The organism is Rhodococcus sp. 05-2254-5 (assembly GCF_002258575.1).
GTDB lineage: Bacteria > Actinomycetota > Actinomycetes > Mycobacteriales > Mycobacteriaceae > Rhodococcoides > Rhodococcoides fascians.
This window is the reverse complement of sequence record NZ_NOZG01000001.1, coordinates 18911-35918: the sequence shown is the minus strand read 5'-3', so window position 1 is coordinate 35918 and position 17008 is coordinate 18911. Positions and strand designations below refer to the sequence as shown.

14 protein-coding genes and 1 pseudogene are annotated in these 17008 nt (G+C 61.4%); 2 read left to right on the top strand and 13 right to left on the bottom strand.

Annotated features, from left to right (window positions below):
* Nucleotides 1–110: 110 nt before the first annotated feature.
* Nucleotides 111–817 (top strand): annotated as a pseudogene (locus CH278_RS00150) (transposase); the annotation flags it as partial.
* Nucleotides 818–1058: 241 nt separating this feature from the next.
* The gene (gene bcmE, locus CH278_RS00145; RefSeq protein WP_032364993.1) at nucleotides 1059–2327 is read left to right on the top strand and encodes a thiamine pyridinylase; all 1269 of its coding nucleotides are present in this window, start codon (nucleotides 1059–1061) and stop codon (nucleotides 2325–2327) included.
* Between the two features lie 636 nt (nucleotides 2328–2963).
* Here bcmE and CH278_RS00140 read toward each other — a convergent pair.
* The 13 genes from CH278_RS00140 to CH278_RS00080 all read right to left on the bottom strand — a co-directional run bounded on the left by CH278_RS00140 (nucleotide 2964) and on the right by CH278_RS00080 (nucleotide 17008).
* Complete coding sequence (locus tag CH278_RS00140; protein ID WP_015586087.1) at nucleotides 2964–3152, bottom strand: hypothetical protein; 189 nt, start codon at nucleotides 3150–3152, stop codon at nucleotides 2964–2966.
* A 9-nt stretch (nucleotides 3153–3161) separates the two neighbouring features.
* Entirely contained in the window at nucleotides 3162–3791 is a 630-nt protein-coding gene (locus tag CH278_RS00135) for a hypothetical protein (RefSeq protein WP_139278539.1), read from the bottom strand.
* Nucleotides 3792–3837: 46 nt separating this feature from the next.
* Nucleotides 3838–5352: a hypothetical protein gene (locus CH278_RS00130; RefSeq protein ID WP_015586085.1), complete on the bottom strand. Its 1515-nt coding sequence runs from the start codon at nucleotides 5350–5352 to the stop codon at nucleotides 3838–3840.
* A 1060-nt stretch (nucleotides 5353–6412) separates the two neighbouring features.
* Nucleotides 6413–7036, bottom strand: coding sequence for a hypothetical protein (locus CH278_RS00125; protein WP_015586083.1), 624 nt, complete (start codon nucleotides 7034–7036; stop codon nucleotides 6413–6415).
* 115 nt (nucleotides 7037–7151) lie between these two features.
* Nucleotides 7152–10814, bottom strand: a complete 3663-nt coding sequence (locus tag CH278_RS28125) for a LysM peptidoglycan-binding domain-containing protein (RefSeq protein ID WP_015586082.1) — start codon at nucleotides 10812–10814, stop codon at nucleotides 7152–7154.
* A gap of 124 nt (nucleotides 10815–10938) precedes the next feature.
* Nucleotides 10939–11406, bottom strand: coding sequence for a pilus assembly protein TadG-related protein (locus tag CH278_RS00115; RefSeq protein ID WP_015586080.1), 468 nt, complete (start codon nucleotides 11404–11406; stop codon nucleotides 10939–10941).
* Nucleotides 11406–11864: a TadE family protein gene (locus CH278_RS00110; protein WP_015586079.1), complete on the bottom strand. Its 459-nt coding sequence runs from the start codon at nucleotides 11862–11864 to the stop codon at nucleotides 11406–11408. The genes CH278_RS00115 and CH278_RS00110 overlap by 1 nt, the downstream gene beginning before the upstream one ends.
* Entirely contained in the window at nucleotides 11861–12286 is a 426-nt protein-coding gene (locus tag CH278_RS00105) for a type II secretion system protein (RefSeq protein ID WP_015586078.1), read from the bottom strand. The genes CH278_RS00110 and CH278_RS00105 overlap by 4 nt, the downstream gene beginning before the upstream one ends.
* 38 nt (nucleotides 12287–12324) lie before the next feature.
* Nucleotides 12325–12555: a hypothetical protein gene (locus CH278_RS00100; protein ID WP_015586077.1), complete on the bottom strand. Its 231-nt coding sequence runs from the start codon at nucleotides 12553–12555 to the stop codon at nucleotides 12325–12327.
* 169 nt (nucleotides 12556–12724) lie between these two features.
* Complete coding sequence (locus CH278_RS00095) at nucleotides 12725–13648, bottom strand: type II secretion system F family protein (protein ID WP_032364991.1); 924 nt, start codon at nucleotides 13646–13648, stop codon at nucleotides 12725–12727.
* A complete protein-coding gene (locus CH278_RS00090; protein ID WP_052047795.1) occupies nucleotides 13645–14523 on the bottom strand; it encodes a type II secretion system F family protein in 879 nt (292 codons plus the stop codon). The genes CH278_RS00095 and CH278_RS00090 overlap by 4 nt, the downstream gene beginning before the upstream one ends.
* Nucleotides 14523–16151, bottom strand: coding sequence for a CpaF family protein (locus tag CH278_RS00085; protein WP_015586074.1), 1629 nt, complete (start codon nucleotides 16149–16151; stop codon nucleotides 14523–14525). Before CH278_RS00085 ends, CH278_RS00090 begins: the two co-directional genes overlap by 1 nt.
* 32 nt (nucleotides 16152–16183) lie before the next feature.
* Nucleotides 16184–17008 carry a hypothetical protein gene (locus tag CH278_RS00080; protein WP_015586073.1) on the bottom strand — a complete coding sequence of 275 codons (825 nt, stop codon included), beginning with the start codon at nucleotides 17006–17008 and terminating at the stop codon, nucleotides 16184–16186.

Below are 17008 nucleotides of genomic sequence, written 5' to 3'. Positions count from 1 at the left end.
CCCCTTGATCGTACGGAGGGCAGGCGACCGGGCTGAGAGTCGACTTAGAATGGGCCACCCGTGCTCGCCCGGATGACTAGGGCTGAGCTGCGACATCCAGTCTCGCCAGCGGGAAAATCATGGTCCGCGGCGACTCCGCCTACGGCAACAGCCGCGTCGTACGCGCCTGCATCAAGTTCTCGTTCGTACTGATCAAGAACCGAATCGTCCAACGAGCGATCGCCTCCATCCCTGACACCGCGTGGACGCCCGTGCGCTACCCGGGAGCGGTCCGCGACCCCGACACCGACGGCTGGATCTCCGACGCCGAGGTCGCCGAAACATCGTTCACCGCTTTCTCTTCCACCGCGTATCCTGTTTCTGCACGGTTGATCGTGCGGCGGGTCAAAGACGCCCGCTACCGCGATGCATTGTTTCCGGTGTGGCGGTATCACCCGTTTTTTACCAACAGCACCCTGCCGACGACGACCGCAGATGTCGTCCACCGTGCACACGCGGTCATCGAGACTGTGTTCTCGGATCTGATCGACGGACCGCTCGCGCACATGCCGTCAGGATCGTTTGGCGCGAGCTCTGCCTGGGTGCAGTGCGCAGCGATCGCCCACAACCTGCTGCGCGCCGCCGGAACCGTCTCCGGCGGGCGTCACGCGAAAGCTCGCGGAATAACGCTACGGCGCAAATCGTCAACATTGCCGCGCGTTTCGTGCGGCCACAACGCACACCCACACTGCACCTGCCGCGACACTGGCCGTGGCTCGATGCGTGGCTTCAATTATGGCGCAACATCATTGGCATCAGCCCACCCACACCCGCCTGATCCTCACCCGACCCGCCGACTCGGCCCGAGCAACGACAATCGTGGAAATGCTGGGTAGACCAGCGGACGAAACACGCCCAACCAGTCCCGACCCCACAATTCGGTCATCGACCACAGTGGGTCACCTCAGTCCGTGGATCGAGGGTAAGTAAATGTGATCCTTGCCACTTTCGGAAAATCATGCGACTGTATGAGGCAATCGCCGTTCCCCTGCAGACAGTGTGATGACGGGAAGTGTGCAGTGACCAGTACCGAGTTCGGACGCAGTTTGAACAAGGATTCCGGCCCCACCAACCAGCCACCTCCAGCCAGCGACGCATCCACGTTGAACGTCGCCTTGTACCCGTACACGCCCGAACCGAAATGGTTCGAGTCCACCATCAGAGCCGCGTGGCACAGCGTCCAACCGGATGTCGCTCTCAATTTCGTCTACACCTACGACTGTTACAAAGGCGATCCGCCGTCCACTGTGGACGTTTTTGCCTACGACTGCATCTTCGCTGATCACATGCGTCAGTTCTGTGTCGAGTTCGATATCGACGGCACCGCAGACTTTTACCCGTGGTCTCTCGCATCGCTGAAAACGGAATCCTCGGAGTATCAAGGAATACCGTATTTAGGGTGCATGCAAATTTTGATTCGCCGTCTCACTGACGCAGCACTGGGTGCGCCGGGGATGACTGTCGAAGAATTACACAAAATCCTCGGCGACGGGGATCCGAAAGCAGTCTGGCCCGCGCAGGGTCAAGGCATGCTGTTGGATTTTACTGGGGGAACGACCGTCGCGTGCATGTACGAGCAGGCCGTCATGGAGGAGTCGGGCCAGTTTCCGCTCACTCCCGCCCTTCCCCCCTGTCCAGGACTCGATCAGCAAGGCCTCGCCGACATGCAGGTGCTGCGAAACATCGCCGGGTACGCCCAGGCGACATATCCCGACTCGGGCTACGACCGAATCACGAAATGGAACCAGCGGATCGGTCGAGCCTTCGTAGGCTTGACCGAAATCTTCCACTTCATCGACAACGTCGACGCCTCGACCTATTCAGTCATGCCGCTGAGCTCCGAACCTATCGAAAAAGTGGGGATACCGCTTTATACCGACGCACTTTCCGTCAATGTGGCCATCGCCCAGGAAAAGCGAGCAACGGCTATCCAGCTCGTGAAGTTGATTGCATCGACCAACGTGATGCTCGAGTGCATGTCCCCAACAGGAAAGAAACCGCAATACCTGGTGCCCACCCGGCAATCGCTGATGAATCAGCTCCTGGCCCGGCAACCCAATTCGGCGGTGTACAACATCATGCGCAACATCATTTCCAACGACATGGCCCATCCATTTCGACTTGGGGCCGATTCCCGTACCTGGCTCGACTCGACCAAAGGCTGCATCAAAACTGAAATCCTCGGGCCACCCCCCGCTGGCGTTGCGGAGCATGTCGGCGAAGACAGCGCCGTGTTCAACGACCCCGCGTACGCTTCCACACCTGCAGGGCTACTTCGCCGCCCGTGACAGGAGTCCGTCGCAAAGTCGTAAGCAATGGCTGGTTGTGCCACGTTTGGTCCTCGCCGTTCGGACACGCGGCAATGGAGTATCGCTATGAGATCCATACATGCGGTCCGGTTGCCCACACCACCGCTGTCTGAGTGTCGCGGGGTTTGCGTCGAAATTCGTCGAACACCGTGCAAGCTTTTGGCTAAGGGATTACCCTGCCGAGTTTCACCCGATGCTCGACTACTACATCGAGCACTCGACGCGGGTCGGTGGCCGCATCGTAAGCCCTCCCCCGCTGCTGCATCGATCACCACAGCTGCCCAGGTAACGGCCAAGCGTGATCGGGAGCAGACACAGTCGACGCTGCAGATCGGCGACCTGGACGAACACGTTTGGCACCGTCTGCTAGCCCAATTTTGGATCATCTACGACACAGCGCAAAGGCGTGCGCGCGAAATTAGTGCTCGCGGCGGACAGCGGACCGCACATTTTGAGGTGCAGCCCCCGCAGTGATGCTGCGGATAGCTCTCTCGTTGGGTGCTGCCCGAACAATGGTGCGATCACCCGCAGCCGATGTCGGGACCACCACCACAGGGCGCGCGCTGGCACGTGGAGCCGACGACCCCGCCGGCGGATTCTGATCTTTCGAGGCCGTCACGCCGACGCCCCCTGCTGCTTCTCTATCTGGCGTCGCACTTCGTCGATCGTGCGGGAACTGCCCTCGTAGTTGCCCACCAGCCGAGGATTGGGACGCAAGGCCACCTTGCGACGCCGCGACGCCGTCGCCGGGCTCGCCGAGCCCACCGGTCGATCAGGTTTCTGCTGCTCGTTCACCGTAGCCATGATGTCCTCCTACATCCGAATGATAGCCGTCACGAGCAACACCAGCACAGATCCAGCCAACAGACCCGTCGTGATCCGCAACCGCATCAGCTTGCTCCGAAGCCGCATCTCTGTCACCTGATAAATCGACACCAGTGTCGACGCGATCTCGAACCGGCCCGTCGTCTCATCGACTGTCGAATACTCCTCCAACACCACTTCCGGATTGAGCCCCGACGCGGTATTGGGTGCAATCACGAATGCCGCCATGATTGCCGCCGCACCGGCCAGGGCAGCACCCGCAACCTCCCACACACCGATCCCCGCGGGATTGCGCAACACGATCCCCACCAGAATGCCCGCGAATCCCAGCAGCACACCCCCGCGCTGATCGATGCTCGTCACTCGGCGTTCCTGAGAATCCAGCGTCCGTTCGATGCTCGCGTGCACCATCTCGATTGCCGCCGGATTCAGCTCGACACTCACCGGGTTGAGCTCGGACGCCATCTCTTCGCCAGCAGCGGAGTCCGGTGAAGCATTTTCGCGCCCACCCCGGTCGTTCGATTCCACTGCTAGCGCCCCCTTTTCGACATCAATTTCGGCTGCGCCGAACCTCGTCGGCCACACCGCACCCATCAGCCGGCGCACCATGACACTCACCGCAATATTGTCTCAGCACACCACCGGCAACGTGTGTGAACACCTCTCACTGCGTCCTGCGTCTTCGAGCGGATCGACGGAGCAGACGACGTCTCAGGTCATCAGGATCGGACATGATGTACATCAAGTACAGCAGCGGCAGGTACATCAGTGTCGCCGGCAGCCGGCCGTTGTGTTGCGCGAAAAGTCGGTCACGGACGGGATCAGGTTTGTCGAACCCGTGTGTAGTGTTCCTGCGCAAACGCATGAACTGACTCACTGCGTCATCGAGTGACAGGGATTTGTCCGCTCCACCGGGCAGCTTCAGAATTACCTTCTCCGACCTACGGTAATTCTTGATGAAGAACCCGTCCCCCACTTCGGTCAACGCTTCCACACCAAAAGCCGCGTACGGAAGCAGGACGGACTGAACATCAGCAGGCATACGTTCTCGAACTTGCTGCAGCGCTTTCGCCGCAACCGAGGGCTTGCACAGTGCCGTGAGATCCCATGAAAGCCAGGTCGCCTCGATCAGGTCCATTGCTGACCACATCAGAACTCCGGCTGCGTAGTCGTCGTGCAGCGATAGCAGCGTCGAGGTAACTCGTTGCAGAAGATCCGCAAATTCCATCAACCGGTTCTGCTGCGCATAGGGGAGGTAGTCACCGTCAGCATCTGCGAACAGGCATGGGTTCAGGAGATGCCCGAGAACAGAGTTCATCTGAGCAACCCACCAAGCGACGGCCGCACCCCACGCCTCCGGTGCCGGCGGCTCCTGCCGCTGGGGAAGGCGACCCACTGGTGATCGGGGAAGTACCTGATGCGCTTCGTACGGAACAGGAGACCTCCCGACAATATCTGTGCCGAGAGTGAAAATCACCGCACCCGACACCCTGTTCGCTTGAAACGCCCATACCCATGGAGACCGTGCGGCCAACAACGGACCGAGATGGCTCGCGGGAATCAAGACACTGCTCAGGATCGACGATCCCGACGCGAAAATGGTCTCATCGACGTCGATCGGCCCGCGTCGTATGTCGTCGAGAAGTTCGGGGTCCTGATTCAGACGTAACACGAAACCAGGAAACCTGATCCGACGGTGCGTGGCGTTGCCATAGCGAACAACGTGGACAGCATGCCGGTCGAACGGATGCTCGTCATCGTCGTCCGAAGTTCCGGCCAACTCCCTACTCGCGTCCTGTACTGCCGCGGACAAGGCTCGATCGCTGGCGGTGATGACAGGTAGCTGGAGTCCGTACAGGAACGATCCCACCGCACCCGCGCTCATCTGTCTGATCGCGCGAAGGCGCTCCTCAACGACTCGCCCATGGTCCAGCCTGGAGACGTAAGGGTCTTGCGGGAGGTCGACGAGCTCGTCATCGACGTCCGCTTCCGAACCCGACAGGGTGCGAACGGTCATAAAATCGACACAGTCCATGCTGGCAGCCGGCTCGGTTAACGCCCACACATCGGGCGCGGACGTGTGGGCGACCTCGAACCCCAACTCTTCCAGGTAGGCCTGCACTTGCCCCCCAGCCAATTCCGGTGGCATCGTGACGTTGACAGTCAACCGTTCAGGCATTCCACCAGCCTACAAACCGGTAAGCCTGGAGTGACTCAATTTCGCACCCGAGGAGCGGGGGCGCACGGCTCTAATTTGTGACCAGGACCTGCAGTTCACCAATCCGAACTTCAGTACGCGAAGTCAGCGGCGTGGGTATGACTCCACCGACCGTCCCGTTGGGTGTCGTCGCTGTCCACGTGACGAGCCAATTCGATGTCGCGGAGACCTTGAATGTCCCACCGGGCTCGGTAGTGGACGTCTTGTGATAAACGATATTGCCGCACGTCGGACTTGGAAGCCCTTGTGCAACATCGGTATACGGCGTGAAGGGCAGTAACGCACCTGGGCACACCGACGGCACGGATCCGTCCCCCCAATTGACGACCACGGACGTATTGACCCCTGTAGCAGAAACTATGACACCCGGTCCTGCTGCAGTTCTGGTCACGGGGCCGACTGTCGATTCCCGTGGGTCAGCGACCCAGAACCAGCCGGGTAGACCAACCAGGCCGACAGCACCTGTGTTTGCGGGGTTCGGGGTGATGCCTATTCCGGGCGGATCCAACTGCATTGCCGTAACCGCTTGGCCGACAACGGTCATAACGTCGACCACCGGAGGCGTAGCCGGCACCCCAACGTCCGGAATTTGAACACACGGACCGGCCGCTTCGCAGGACCATGTTGTGCCGTCATCATTAACGACGTTCACTGCCATCGGGGCACCACTATCAGCATTTCGAACAAGCGTCATATTGGCGGCGTCAGTCGACGGAACGAACTCGAGCGGCGGTCCGGACGGCGCGGCGCTCCCACCACCTCCCCCGCCCACAGCAGCTGGCGCGGATCCAGTCGTTCCACCCCCTGACGGCACACTCGTGTACGTACCTTCGACCACAACTGTCGAACCACCCAAGCCTCCGCCGAAGGCACCGCCAGTTCCGGTGCCGATCCCCGGCTGCGCAAATACTGGGTTCGCGTTGAACACTCCAACTAGAAGCACTGATGCGATAACCCCAAGCGGCTTACGCATGACCCACCGCCCTTATGGATTCCAGTTGCCTACTTGCCAAACCGTCGATCATGGTGCGTCGCATGGGGTACCCGAAGAAGTCACTGCATCGGAAACAATGCGCCAGCCTGATGAATCTGGCCACGCCACGTTCTCCAGAGTCGGCTTGCCCAGCTCCCGCCGGACTCGGTCAGGAGGGAGCACACTCGTGCCGTCCGGACGGATCTGGTCATAGTTCGAGCTGTCGATGCAGACTCGCAATGTTGCCGACGCTTCTTCCTTAATTGGGTTCCCGTCAGCATCCTTTGGTGCCTGCAGTTCCGTCACGAATGCATCTGCGACAGTCGCAGCACCCGTGGAGACAATTCCTTGAGATCGGCGCAGGTTCACGTTTGCCTTCAACTGATCGAGGATCTTTCCACTCGCAACAGAGTCCAGCATGTTGATGTCTACAGCAGGATCGCTCTCGACCTTCGCGAGAACGGCGAAGAACTCATTCACCTTTGCTGTTGCCTGCTCGGTCGCCTGTTGTTCCGGGGACTTTTCGACGCCCTCTGGTCCCGTGAGGACCGGCTGCGTGGTGGTCGTTACGGGGGTCGCCTCAATGTCACCGCTCCCGCATGCGACGCTGATGCTTGCAGCGGCTGCTACTGCGAGGATTGCCGCGCCTGTGCGACGTCGTGTGCTGATCATCGTGGACCCCCTACGTTGTTCTGTGCGTTGTACTGCGATAACGATAATGGTGCGGCTGTTTGGACCGTAACGTGCTTACCGGACACTTCAGACACCTCGATTGACGCGACTGCTATCAACTGGCTATTGCTCCGATCCGGTAGAGGGCGTTGCCGCCATTGTGGAATTGCGCGAGGGCGCGCAAGAGTTCGTCGGTTTCGGGTTCTGGGTCGACATCGATGTCGGCGAGGTTCGCGAGCAGTTGGTCGATCAGCTCCTGGGTCTTGCTGATCTCGTCGCTCCCGTGGGTAGCGATGATCGCCAGTCTCCAGAGACCTTCTCGGAACGGTTCGACGGTGACGCCGCGGTTTGCGGTGGTGAGCGCGGCGGAAAGATCTCCGGTCTTTATTTGTCTGGTGGCGAGCTCTTCGAGGGCATCCGCGAGGGTCGAGATCATGTGCTGCTGTAGGTTTCGTGCCCACCCGTAACGGTCTGACCGTGTCCCGGCGAATGGTTGATCGTTTACCAGTTCTGCAGCCGTCCGCAATTCCGCATCGGTGGCGGCGGCCGGAGTGGTGTCGATCAGTTGTTGCCAGTAGTCCCAGTCCGATCGGACATCGGGGTGCAGTCGGTAGCCGGTGCGGCCGGTGCGGTCGCCGTGCTTCGGAAATGCCTGCTCACCGTTCTCTGTCTCTCCCAACCAATTTCGCAGTCTCGAGAGGTAGTTCTGGCGTCGTGTCGCCTTCTTTTTCGGCTGATCCTCCAGAGGGAGTTTGTCGAAATTGTCTGCAGGCCAGATCTTTTTGTCGATGGAGTCGTGTTTGATTCCCGGGTGGATGGAGAGAAGAGCGGCGATCTCGGTTAGGAGTACTTCACGGCCGTCCTTGGGTGGCTCCCCGGTCGGGGTGGTGACTGCTGGTTTCCCGAGAAGATGGAGCCAGAGATGTCCCGGGGCCGGTACGTCACCAGCGACAGGAGCGATGGGTGGGGCCTGGTCGTCGTACCTGATCGCTTCTGGGGATGTCCACTGCGCGGCGTCCGGGCTGTAGGTCGGAACGTTTGTGACGTCGGGGGCGGTCTCCGATGCGGTAGTTCCGTTCAGCAGCAGCTGGTCGGTGGGGTCGATCGTGGTGACGGAGTCGAGGAAGGTCTCAGCGCTTTCGGCGTCGGTGAGGTGTGCGTCGATTTCGGCTGCAGCCCAGGGGTCGTGCATGGACGACTCTGTGGGGATAGCTGGCTGTGTGGCGGTCGCGAGGTAGGCGGTAATGCCTTCATATTGGTCCGGCTCGAGAAATGCTGGCTGGAATGCGAAGCCGCCGTCGGTGTCTCGTTTGACAAGGCTTGCGGTGTTGCGGTCGACGATGTCGAGTGTCCACGCGGCCTGGGTGTTCTCGCTGGCGGTGCTGGCGGTGCTGGCGGCAGCGAACGCCACGCGCGGTGTGGCGGCCAGGATCTGATCGAGTGATTGCTGTTGGTCGGCCGTCAACTGACTCGCGATGAGAACTACTTCGGGGGCGGTCATTTCGCTTGTGTCGTAGATCGAACGGGCCGCTGCAATGCTGTCGATGTGTTGTTCGACGAGGGTGTCTTGGTCACGTTCGGCTTGTCGGGCGAGTCTGGCCAGCACTTCGCCTGGTTGGTCGGTGTGCTCGATTCGACCGTTGCCGAACAGTTCGGGGAGCTCCTGTCCGAAACCGATCAGCGTCAGGTGCAGATTGTCGGCGAGCGGGGATTCGACGAGTTCGAGGGCCAGGGCCTGGAGAGTGCCGCGGGCGTGCTCTGGTGAAGCTGAGACGCCGAGGTAGCCGAGTTCTTCCAGGTTGAGAAGAACTTGGGTTCGGTCGTCTGTGGAACCGAGTGTCACGAGCGTGGGGTACGGGCTGATTGTGGTGGGTGCTGGGGCGATCCGGACGTCGGCGGGGAGGGTCCAGGTGCCGGTCTCTGATCTGAGCCACTGGTCCGGCAGTACGGAGTCATCAAGGATTACTAGCTCCACCGCATCGGGACCGATGAATGCGCCGAGTAATGCCGGCAGTGCGTTGCCCTGTGTCCGAGCGTGTTCGGCGATAGTCCTCAGTGCTTCGTCGAGCCGCGTGAGGACGTTGTTGTCCGCTGCAGAATGAATCTGTTCTTCCACAACTGCTGCAGCGCCCCAGGTTTGAGGGAGGGTCTCGCCTCTGCGGCGATCGTGCTGTTGACGGTGCCGGCGCAGCCCGAAGGCCCCAGCCAGTCCGATGGCCGCTAGGGCTGAGATACCGAGCCACAATGTGCTGTTCTGATCCTCGGAGACATCGCTTGGCTGCGCAGTGGCGGCGATATATACCGGGTCTGTCGTCGATGTATTCAGTGGGATCTGGGTGGCTGGCTGAGTCGGGGCGGGAGCTGCAGCAGGACTGGGTGACGACGTCTGCGCTGGAGCAGGCATTTGAGCGGGTGCCGGCCCGGGTGCCACAACATCTGCGCCCGCGGACTCAGCAGCAGGTTCGGAAGCTGCCACCGGGGCGGGAGCCTCTGCTGGCTCAGGGGCGGCCACCGGAGCAGGCGCTGGCTCAGGAACCGCCGACGGGGCGGGGGCCTCTGCCTGCTCAGGGGCTGCTGGAGCAGGCGCTGGCTCAGGAGCCGCCGCTGTCGGAGCAGGTAGCTGTGACGAAGCGCTGTTGAGTTCGATGCCGAAAATCTTCGCAGCGGCGGCGGCAGCGGCCTGCGCTTCTGCCTGAGCCTGTTCGTCACCGCCCGGAACCATCTCCGCTTGTTCCGGAACGTCGGTGCCACCCAGGAGAGGTGCAGCGGAGGACAGTTCAGGCGCTGCTGCGGGGGCCGGTTCAGGAGCGGCAGCCGGAGCCGGTTCGGGAGCGGCAGCGACCGGGGCCGGTTCAGGAGCGACGGTCGGTTCGGGCACAGCAGCAGGTACAGGAGCGGCAGCAACCGGGGCCGGGTCGGGGGAAGCAACCGGACCCGGTTCGGGCGTGACGGTCTCGGCGGTTTGATCGTTGACGGTGAGCTGCTGGCCGACGTGGATGATTGTCGACGGTGCAGTTCCGTCGGCGTTGATGATTTCTTTGTAGCGGTGTCCGTCACCCAGATGTTGCTCGGCGATGCTCCAGAGACTGTCGCCTTCTCGAACTGTGTAGGCCCCGTCGACGGTTGTGGGTGCGGCGGCGGGGAGCTGAAGTTTCCATCCTGGTTGCAGCCATCCGTCGACGGTCAGGACGTCGGCGTTGAGTTGCTTGATCTCGGTGTATCGAAAGCCATCGCCAAGGTGGCGTTCTGCGAGTTTCCATAGGCTGTCGCCCTGCTGCACCGTGATGGTTTCCCCGTTGATGGGGCGGGCGGGGGCTTCTGCTGGATGCGGTTGGCTTTGTTGCGTTACTTGGATCGGTGCCGAGTGGGCAGGGGCGTCGAAGAGCGGTAGTGCTGTGGCGGTGAGGGGTTGGGCTGTGGCGGTGCCCGCTGTTACCAGCATGAGCGCTCCGCCTATGAGAACGGAGGCGCTTCGCTGCTGGAAGCCGAGGCCTCGGAGTTGAGGTGCTTTGATGCCGCGTAGTGCTGCGACGAGTTCGATGACGGTGCTGAAGGTGAAGGTGGCCCAGGCGAGCCAGCCGATCCAGGTCACGAATCCGAGGAAGAGTGATCCGTCGTCTTGGGTGGTCAGAGCTGTTTTGATCTGGTCGAGATCGGGCAGCGTCGTCGGTATTGGGTTGCCGCGGAATGTCCACAGTGCGAGCGGAATTCCGACGACGAGGACGAGTAGGACGATCAGGTAGAGCAAACCAGTCAAGCGCCGTCGGATGGTGGTCATGCGGGTGTCCTTTCCGATGGCTGCAGGGTGGCCGGGGTCGTGCAGCGTTGCGCCGCGAGCTGTCGAATCACGTCCTCCGTCTTCTCGTGGAGTTCTGCGACTCGTCTGCTCTGCGGTCGATTGGTCATGGTGTGCCGGGGATTCCGAGGTTGGTGCGGTTCAGGTTGACGGTGGCTGTTCCGATGATCTGCTGTGGCCCGACGCCGATCAAACCGAGGACACGGGGTTGGTAGGTCGTTGTGGTGGTGATCAGCAGTGTCGTCGGTCCGGTCTGCACGACGACGCCGGGGATTCCTGCTGCGGCAAGGTATTTGGTGGCTTTGGCTTGGGCTGTCAGCGGGTTGACGACGACGTTGGTACCGCGGACTGCGAGTGGTTCGATGATGGCTTGTCCTGCCCCGCGGGCTGCTTCTTCAGCGACTTGCTCGGCGCGCTGCTTGGCGTAAACTTTGCCGCCGCCGTCGACGACGAGACCCATCATGATCAGCAACGCCATGGCTGTGATGACGCTCCACATGGCGATGGTTCCGGCGTCGTTGTGCGCGTCTCGCCGTGTGCAGGCGGCCACCGCCCGGCGTAGTGCTTCGGTCATCAGGCGCGCTCCCGGTAGGTGTCGACGGGTGAAGTCGCGGTTGCTGTGATGGTCCGTGAGCCCATGACTTGCGGGAATCCGAGTGCGTCGAGGGAGATGACGCACGTGACGGTGGCCGAGACGGAAGCCGTGACGCCGGGGCGAGTTCTGAATCCGCCGAGGTCGGTGTTGACGTTGAGAGCGGAACAGGTGAGCCCTCGTGCTGCCAGGTCGTTTCGCGCGGCTGCTTGCGCATCGGGGGCTGCGGAGAACGCCGTTCGCGCGATGGAGGCGGTACGCGCGGCCTCGTTCGCGGCGTGGACTACTTTCTGGTGCGCTTGCGCGAGAACGCCGAAGGTGACGATCAGTGCGATCAGGAACAGTGTGGCGGGGGCGACGATGACAGTCTGCAGGGCCGATCCTCGGTCGTCGGCTCTGGCTGCGGCTGCCAGCTGGCGCAGTTTGTTCGCGGTGTTCATCTGGTTCCTGGGGCAGTGACTCGTTCAACGGGAAGCGTCTCGCTGACATTGATGTCGAGGGAGAAGAAGGGGATGAGGCGGATGGGTTGTCCGGTGATCTGGACAGTTGCTTCTCGCAAGCCTCGGTTGACGACAATGACGGGTGCTCGAAGGGTCGTCGGGCCGGCGGTGGATGCGAAGGCGTAGCCCGCCGCTGTTCCGGCCGCAGCGCTGCCGAATTGCGATCGCGCTTGTCGTAGAGCTTCTTCACCGGTCGAAATCGCTACGGTCCGTGCGTGAGCGTAGAGAGCTGCCTGGATTGCGATGAGGAAGAGCAGTAGGACGACGCCGAATACCACGACTGTTTCGAGGGCTGCGCCGCGGTCGTCTCGACGTATGCGGGTGAGCCATTCGCGTAGTGGTACATGTGTGTCGGTGAGCAACGCTGGTCCTCCCCTGTCTCGTTGGGCGAGTGGTGGGGTTACTGGATTCGGTTGAGGTAGCGCTGTGCAACCACGGTGATTCCGGCGACGATAGCGATGGCGAGGATGACGAGGCCGGCGGTGATGACGACGGTCTCCATGCTGTAGCCCTTGTCGCTTTTGCGTCCGCCGGCGCGCTCGGTCATCCGGGTATAGGAGAACAGTGCCAATGCGAACAGTGTTGCGGTGGTTGCTGCGATCCGGTTTGCGATTGTGCGCGATGCTGCCATGTGACGTTTCCCTTCGATATGTAAAAGCCCTGGTTATGACGGTTCTGGATGCCGGTCAGACTATCGCCAAGACCGGACACTTCGAGCAGGTGAAGTGCACGGATCGGTGTTTGCACAGCTCAAACTTGGTAGTTGATCGTTGAATGACAACGCATTCGGGTTGTTCGGTCTAGACGCCGCCCATGATGTTCACTCCGGCCGGCACGATCAGCATGATCATGAACAGCACGGCCAAGGTGCCGAGAGGTGCGTCCATCTTCTTCGTTTTGGCTCCTGCTTCGCCTTGTTCTTTCGAGAGCAGGGCACTGCGGAGCGCTCCGGCCCGCGCGGCAAGAGTGTCGGCCACGCTCGCTCCCTGGTCGCCGGTATAGGTCATGATGTCCGCGAGATCTCCCAACTCCGGCAGCGCCAGTTCGGCTGCAAGATTGGACAGAGCAGCCCATGGTGCCTGTCCGGCGAGGGACGCTTTCTGAAGCTCGGCATCCAGACGTAGAAACACCCAGCTATCGCCCACTGCGGCAGCGCGTTCGAGACTTTGGAATGCAGCGACGCCGCCACTTCGGTTCAACGAAACGAAGTCGATGAACGCCGCCAATGCTCGGGTGAATTCGAGTCGGGCACTAGCGGCGCGAGTCTTGACGTCGGCGTCGGGCGCGAAGAATCCCACCAGCGCCAGGACGAGGGAACCGGCTACGGGAAAAGTCAGGGGCACTGCCATGCCGAACAGCGCCAGGAGTGCGATCGAAATCGGCGCGATGATCAGACCTATTGCAGCGGAAAGGATTTTGTCTCCGATGAACTTTTGTGGAGTTTCTCGGAGGATCGCCAGGTCCGCGGTCGGGATCCTGAACCACGCCTGCGATCGCAGCCGCGGGTAGAAGCGGGCACCGACCTTGTAGGACAGGGCATCCGAACCGGTGAGGTCGTCACCGCCGCGGGTGTCGACGGTGTACGGGTCCGGGGCTGCACCGGACAGTCGTTCCATGGCATCGCCGAGTGCTGGGTCGGCCGGCAGTATGCGGAGAACGAGGAGGATCAAGCCGAGAGCGGCGAGAGCGGCAAGGGCGATCGCCCAGAGCTCGAAGTTGTTCATACTGCGCTCCTCTCACGTGCGGTGTTTGCTGCGTCGCGGTCCTTGGTGCCGATGAACCTGGGGTATTTCACTGGCAAGGTGTATCGCTTCATCCACCCGAGCACCAGGCCGAAACCGATGAATTCGAGGAACAGAACGGGCTGGAGGAGGGGCTGTTTGTACGGGTCCATGTAGTTGGTGAACAGGAACAACCCAACGATGACAACGACGGTGATGACGGTGACCCCGCGAGCGGTCGTGCGGGGCCCTTGCCGTTCCGCTTCGGCCGTTCTGCGGTTGCGCACGTTCTCTGCCACCGATTCTGAAAGTCGCTTCAAGGCTGCGGTGAGTCCGGAGCCGCGCAGGCGAGCTGCCTGCCGCAGTGCACCGACCACGTAGTCGCCGGTGGAATCGTCGAGATCGTCTGCGAACCGAAGCAACGCTTCGTCGATCGACACATTGCCACGCAGGCGCGTGATGAGGCTCGTAATTTCCGGACGCAATGCTTGAGGCATTCCCCTGTGCGTTGCGATGATGGCCTGTTCGAGGCCGGATCCTGCTGCGAGCACTCCAGTCAGGTTGCGCACCCATTCTTCGAGGGCATTGAGGCGTTCGATGTCGTCGGCGGCGGCTGACGATCCGAGTAGGTAGGGGACGCCTACTGCTGCGATCGGAATGATGGGGAAGAGTACGAACCATCCACTGAGGAGCCATGCAGCAAGGCCGACGGCAGTTCCGATGGCGAGGAGTAATTTTGTCCGCCGGGCAATCCGCGCACGTGAGGTGCGGTGGCGTGTCGGCGCAGTCGGGTCGCGGCGATCGCGAATTCCGTTGGCAAAAAACCACATCCCGGCGGCAAAGACAAGGACGATACCGACGGCCGTGAACGTGTACATCAGAGCCCACCACCTGTGATCGTGTTGATGGGGATTTGGTTCGGACTGAAACCGCCTGCGTAGAGCTTGCGGAGCAAAGCTGGGGGCAAAGTTCCGTATTCGCCGGTCCCGCCCGGCTTTCCTTCGTAAATTTTGGTTACTGCGGGCATGGCGTTTTCGCCGGCCTCGATATGGATGACCTCGCTGACGAATCGGACCTGACGCCTCTCGCCGGTGTCGGTAAATTCGTAGTCCGTCTGCAGCTGAATGATCAGATTGATGTGGTGTGCCACTTGGCGGTAGGCGTACTCGACCGGCACTCCTGCTTCGAGGGCGCAGGTGACGAGGCGGTCGATCGCGCCGGCGGCATGCTCGGCGTGCGTGGTACTCAGGGAGCCTTTGGCCATCTGCATTGCTTTGAACATGTCGATGATCTCGCCGCCGGCTACCTCTCCGACGATGACACGGTCGAGCTGCATTCGCACGAACTGGTAAAGGATGTCGGACAGCGTCGTCGCGCCGCGTAGCGCTCCGGTCAGCTCGTTTCGTTCGCCGCCGCCGGTGATTGCCTCGGCTGCAACAACATACGGTCTGCGACCGTCGAGTTTGTCGAGGAACAGTTCGTACTCTGTCTCTGCTGTGCCGATCCGTGTTTGCAGGGGAAGGCAGTTGGCGAGCGCACGAAGGTTGGTTGTTTTACCTGATCCCATGGGCCCGGAGATCACGATGGAGGCACCACCGATGACTGCGGCGCTGAGGATCTCGGACAACAGTTGGGGCATAACACCCATTTCGACCATCTTGTCGATGGTCACATCCTTGTGGCGGTGCATGCGGATGGCGATACTGGGATGGCGGACCGAGTAGCCCATCGCGGACAAGCGGATGTCGCCGGGCAGATTGAGGCGGAGGTTGGGGTTGACCTGCGAGAACGGTCGTCCACCACCGGGTGCGCGCTGCGCGAGGTTGGTGAGCCAGTCGTAGAGCTCTTCGTCGCTGTCCGCGATCGGCGGTCGTGCCTGCAGACTCCCGTCGGGGTACATCACAATGACGCTGTCGCCGTTGATGAGGATGTTCTCGACGTTCGGGTCGTCGACGAGCGGCTGAAGTGGGCCGAGTCCGAACAGCGTGTCGAAGACCGCTTTGACCAGCGTCTGTTCCTCTTGGACGCTCAGCTGTTCGTGACCGGTGTCGATCGCGGACTGCACTTCTTTGCTGACGAGATCTATGACGATCTGCCTGCCCGACTCACGCTCCTCGTCCGGGGTCATGGCAGTGACGCCCAGCTCAGGGTTGAGGGCCTGATCTGCTCGTTGGGTCTTACGGAGAGAGAGGATTTCGGATGCTTCTTTGGTCAGTTGCTTGACCAATTGGTGGTTGGTCCTCGCGACGTCCGACCGCTCAGCTGGAAATGGTGATGGCGATGTGAACGGGACCGTCTCGAGTCGCTCGGGTTCCGGGTGGGAGTGGCGACCGTCCTTGCCGGCTGCGGCGAGCAGACCTGCAGATGAGGAGCCGTATTGCCCGCTCCTGTAACGAGTTATCTCGTTGTCGCCATCGTCGAGGATGATCGGATCGGCGGCAAACATCGGTAGGTCGGGTAGGGCTGGTCGCTCGTCGTAGTCGAAGTCGGGGGCGTTGTTGGTCATGCGGGTGTTCTCCCTTTGGCCTTGTCGGCTCGTTACGCGGGCTGTGAGCTGTATGGCGAGTTGGCGATCCATACGGGCTGGTGCGTTTCGTGGAAGCGCTCGATCTTTTGCCAGGTTCCGTCGATTGCGCGTAGATAGCTTGATCGACGTCGCCGCCAATTACTGAGCGAGGCACCTTCGGAAAAAACTTGCGCGTGTACCGGTGATTCGGGAAGGACTGCGATGACGTCGAGGCCGGTCGCCGCGGCGGTCTCGGCTGCGCTGTAGGGCTCGGTACCCCTGACAATGAGGCCGATGCTGGCCGGCGACTTCGTATTCTCCAGATGCTGCTGTAGTGGGCCCAAGCCAGCACGAACCGCTGCCACTGCGGTCCTGGTCGGTCTGAGCATTATGGCGATAACGTCACTGTGACGGATCAGGTCTTGATGTCCGGACCGTAGATTGAGGCGACCGGCGTCGACGAGCAGGTCACCGCCGCCCTGTTTCGACAACAACGCCAGATGTGCCCCCAACGGGCCCCACGTCGACTTCATCGATTCCGTTTGAGCTGCATTGACCAGGCCGGGGACGAACCATCCTTGCGCCTTGGTCGGCTCCTCTGGATCGAACGGCCCGATTCTAACTATTTGGTGCTGGAAGGCTGGGCCTATTCGGCCGTGCCTGTTCGGCTCGACCAGTTGGATGATCGATCGGTCGTGCCGGCGGCGCGCGTGAAAGTACCCGGCCAGCGTCGGGGACGATCCGATCGGATCGGCCTCGATGTACAGCAGCTTGCGGGAGTCTGCGGTGAGAGCGATGCCCAGGCCGGTCGTCGAGACGCCTGGCGAGCCGGAGATCGAGGTCAGGGTGACGAGCAT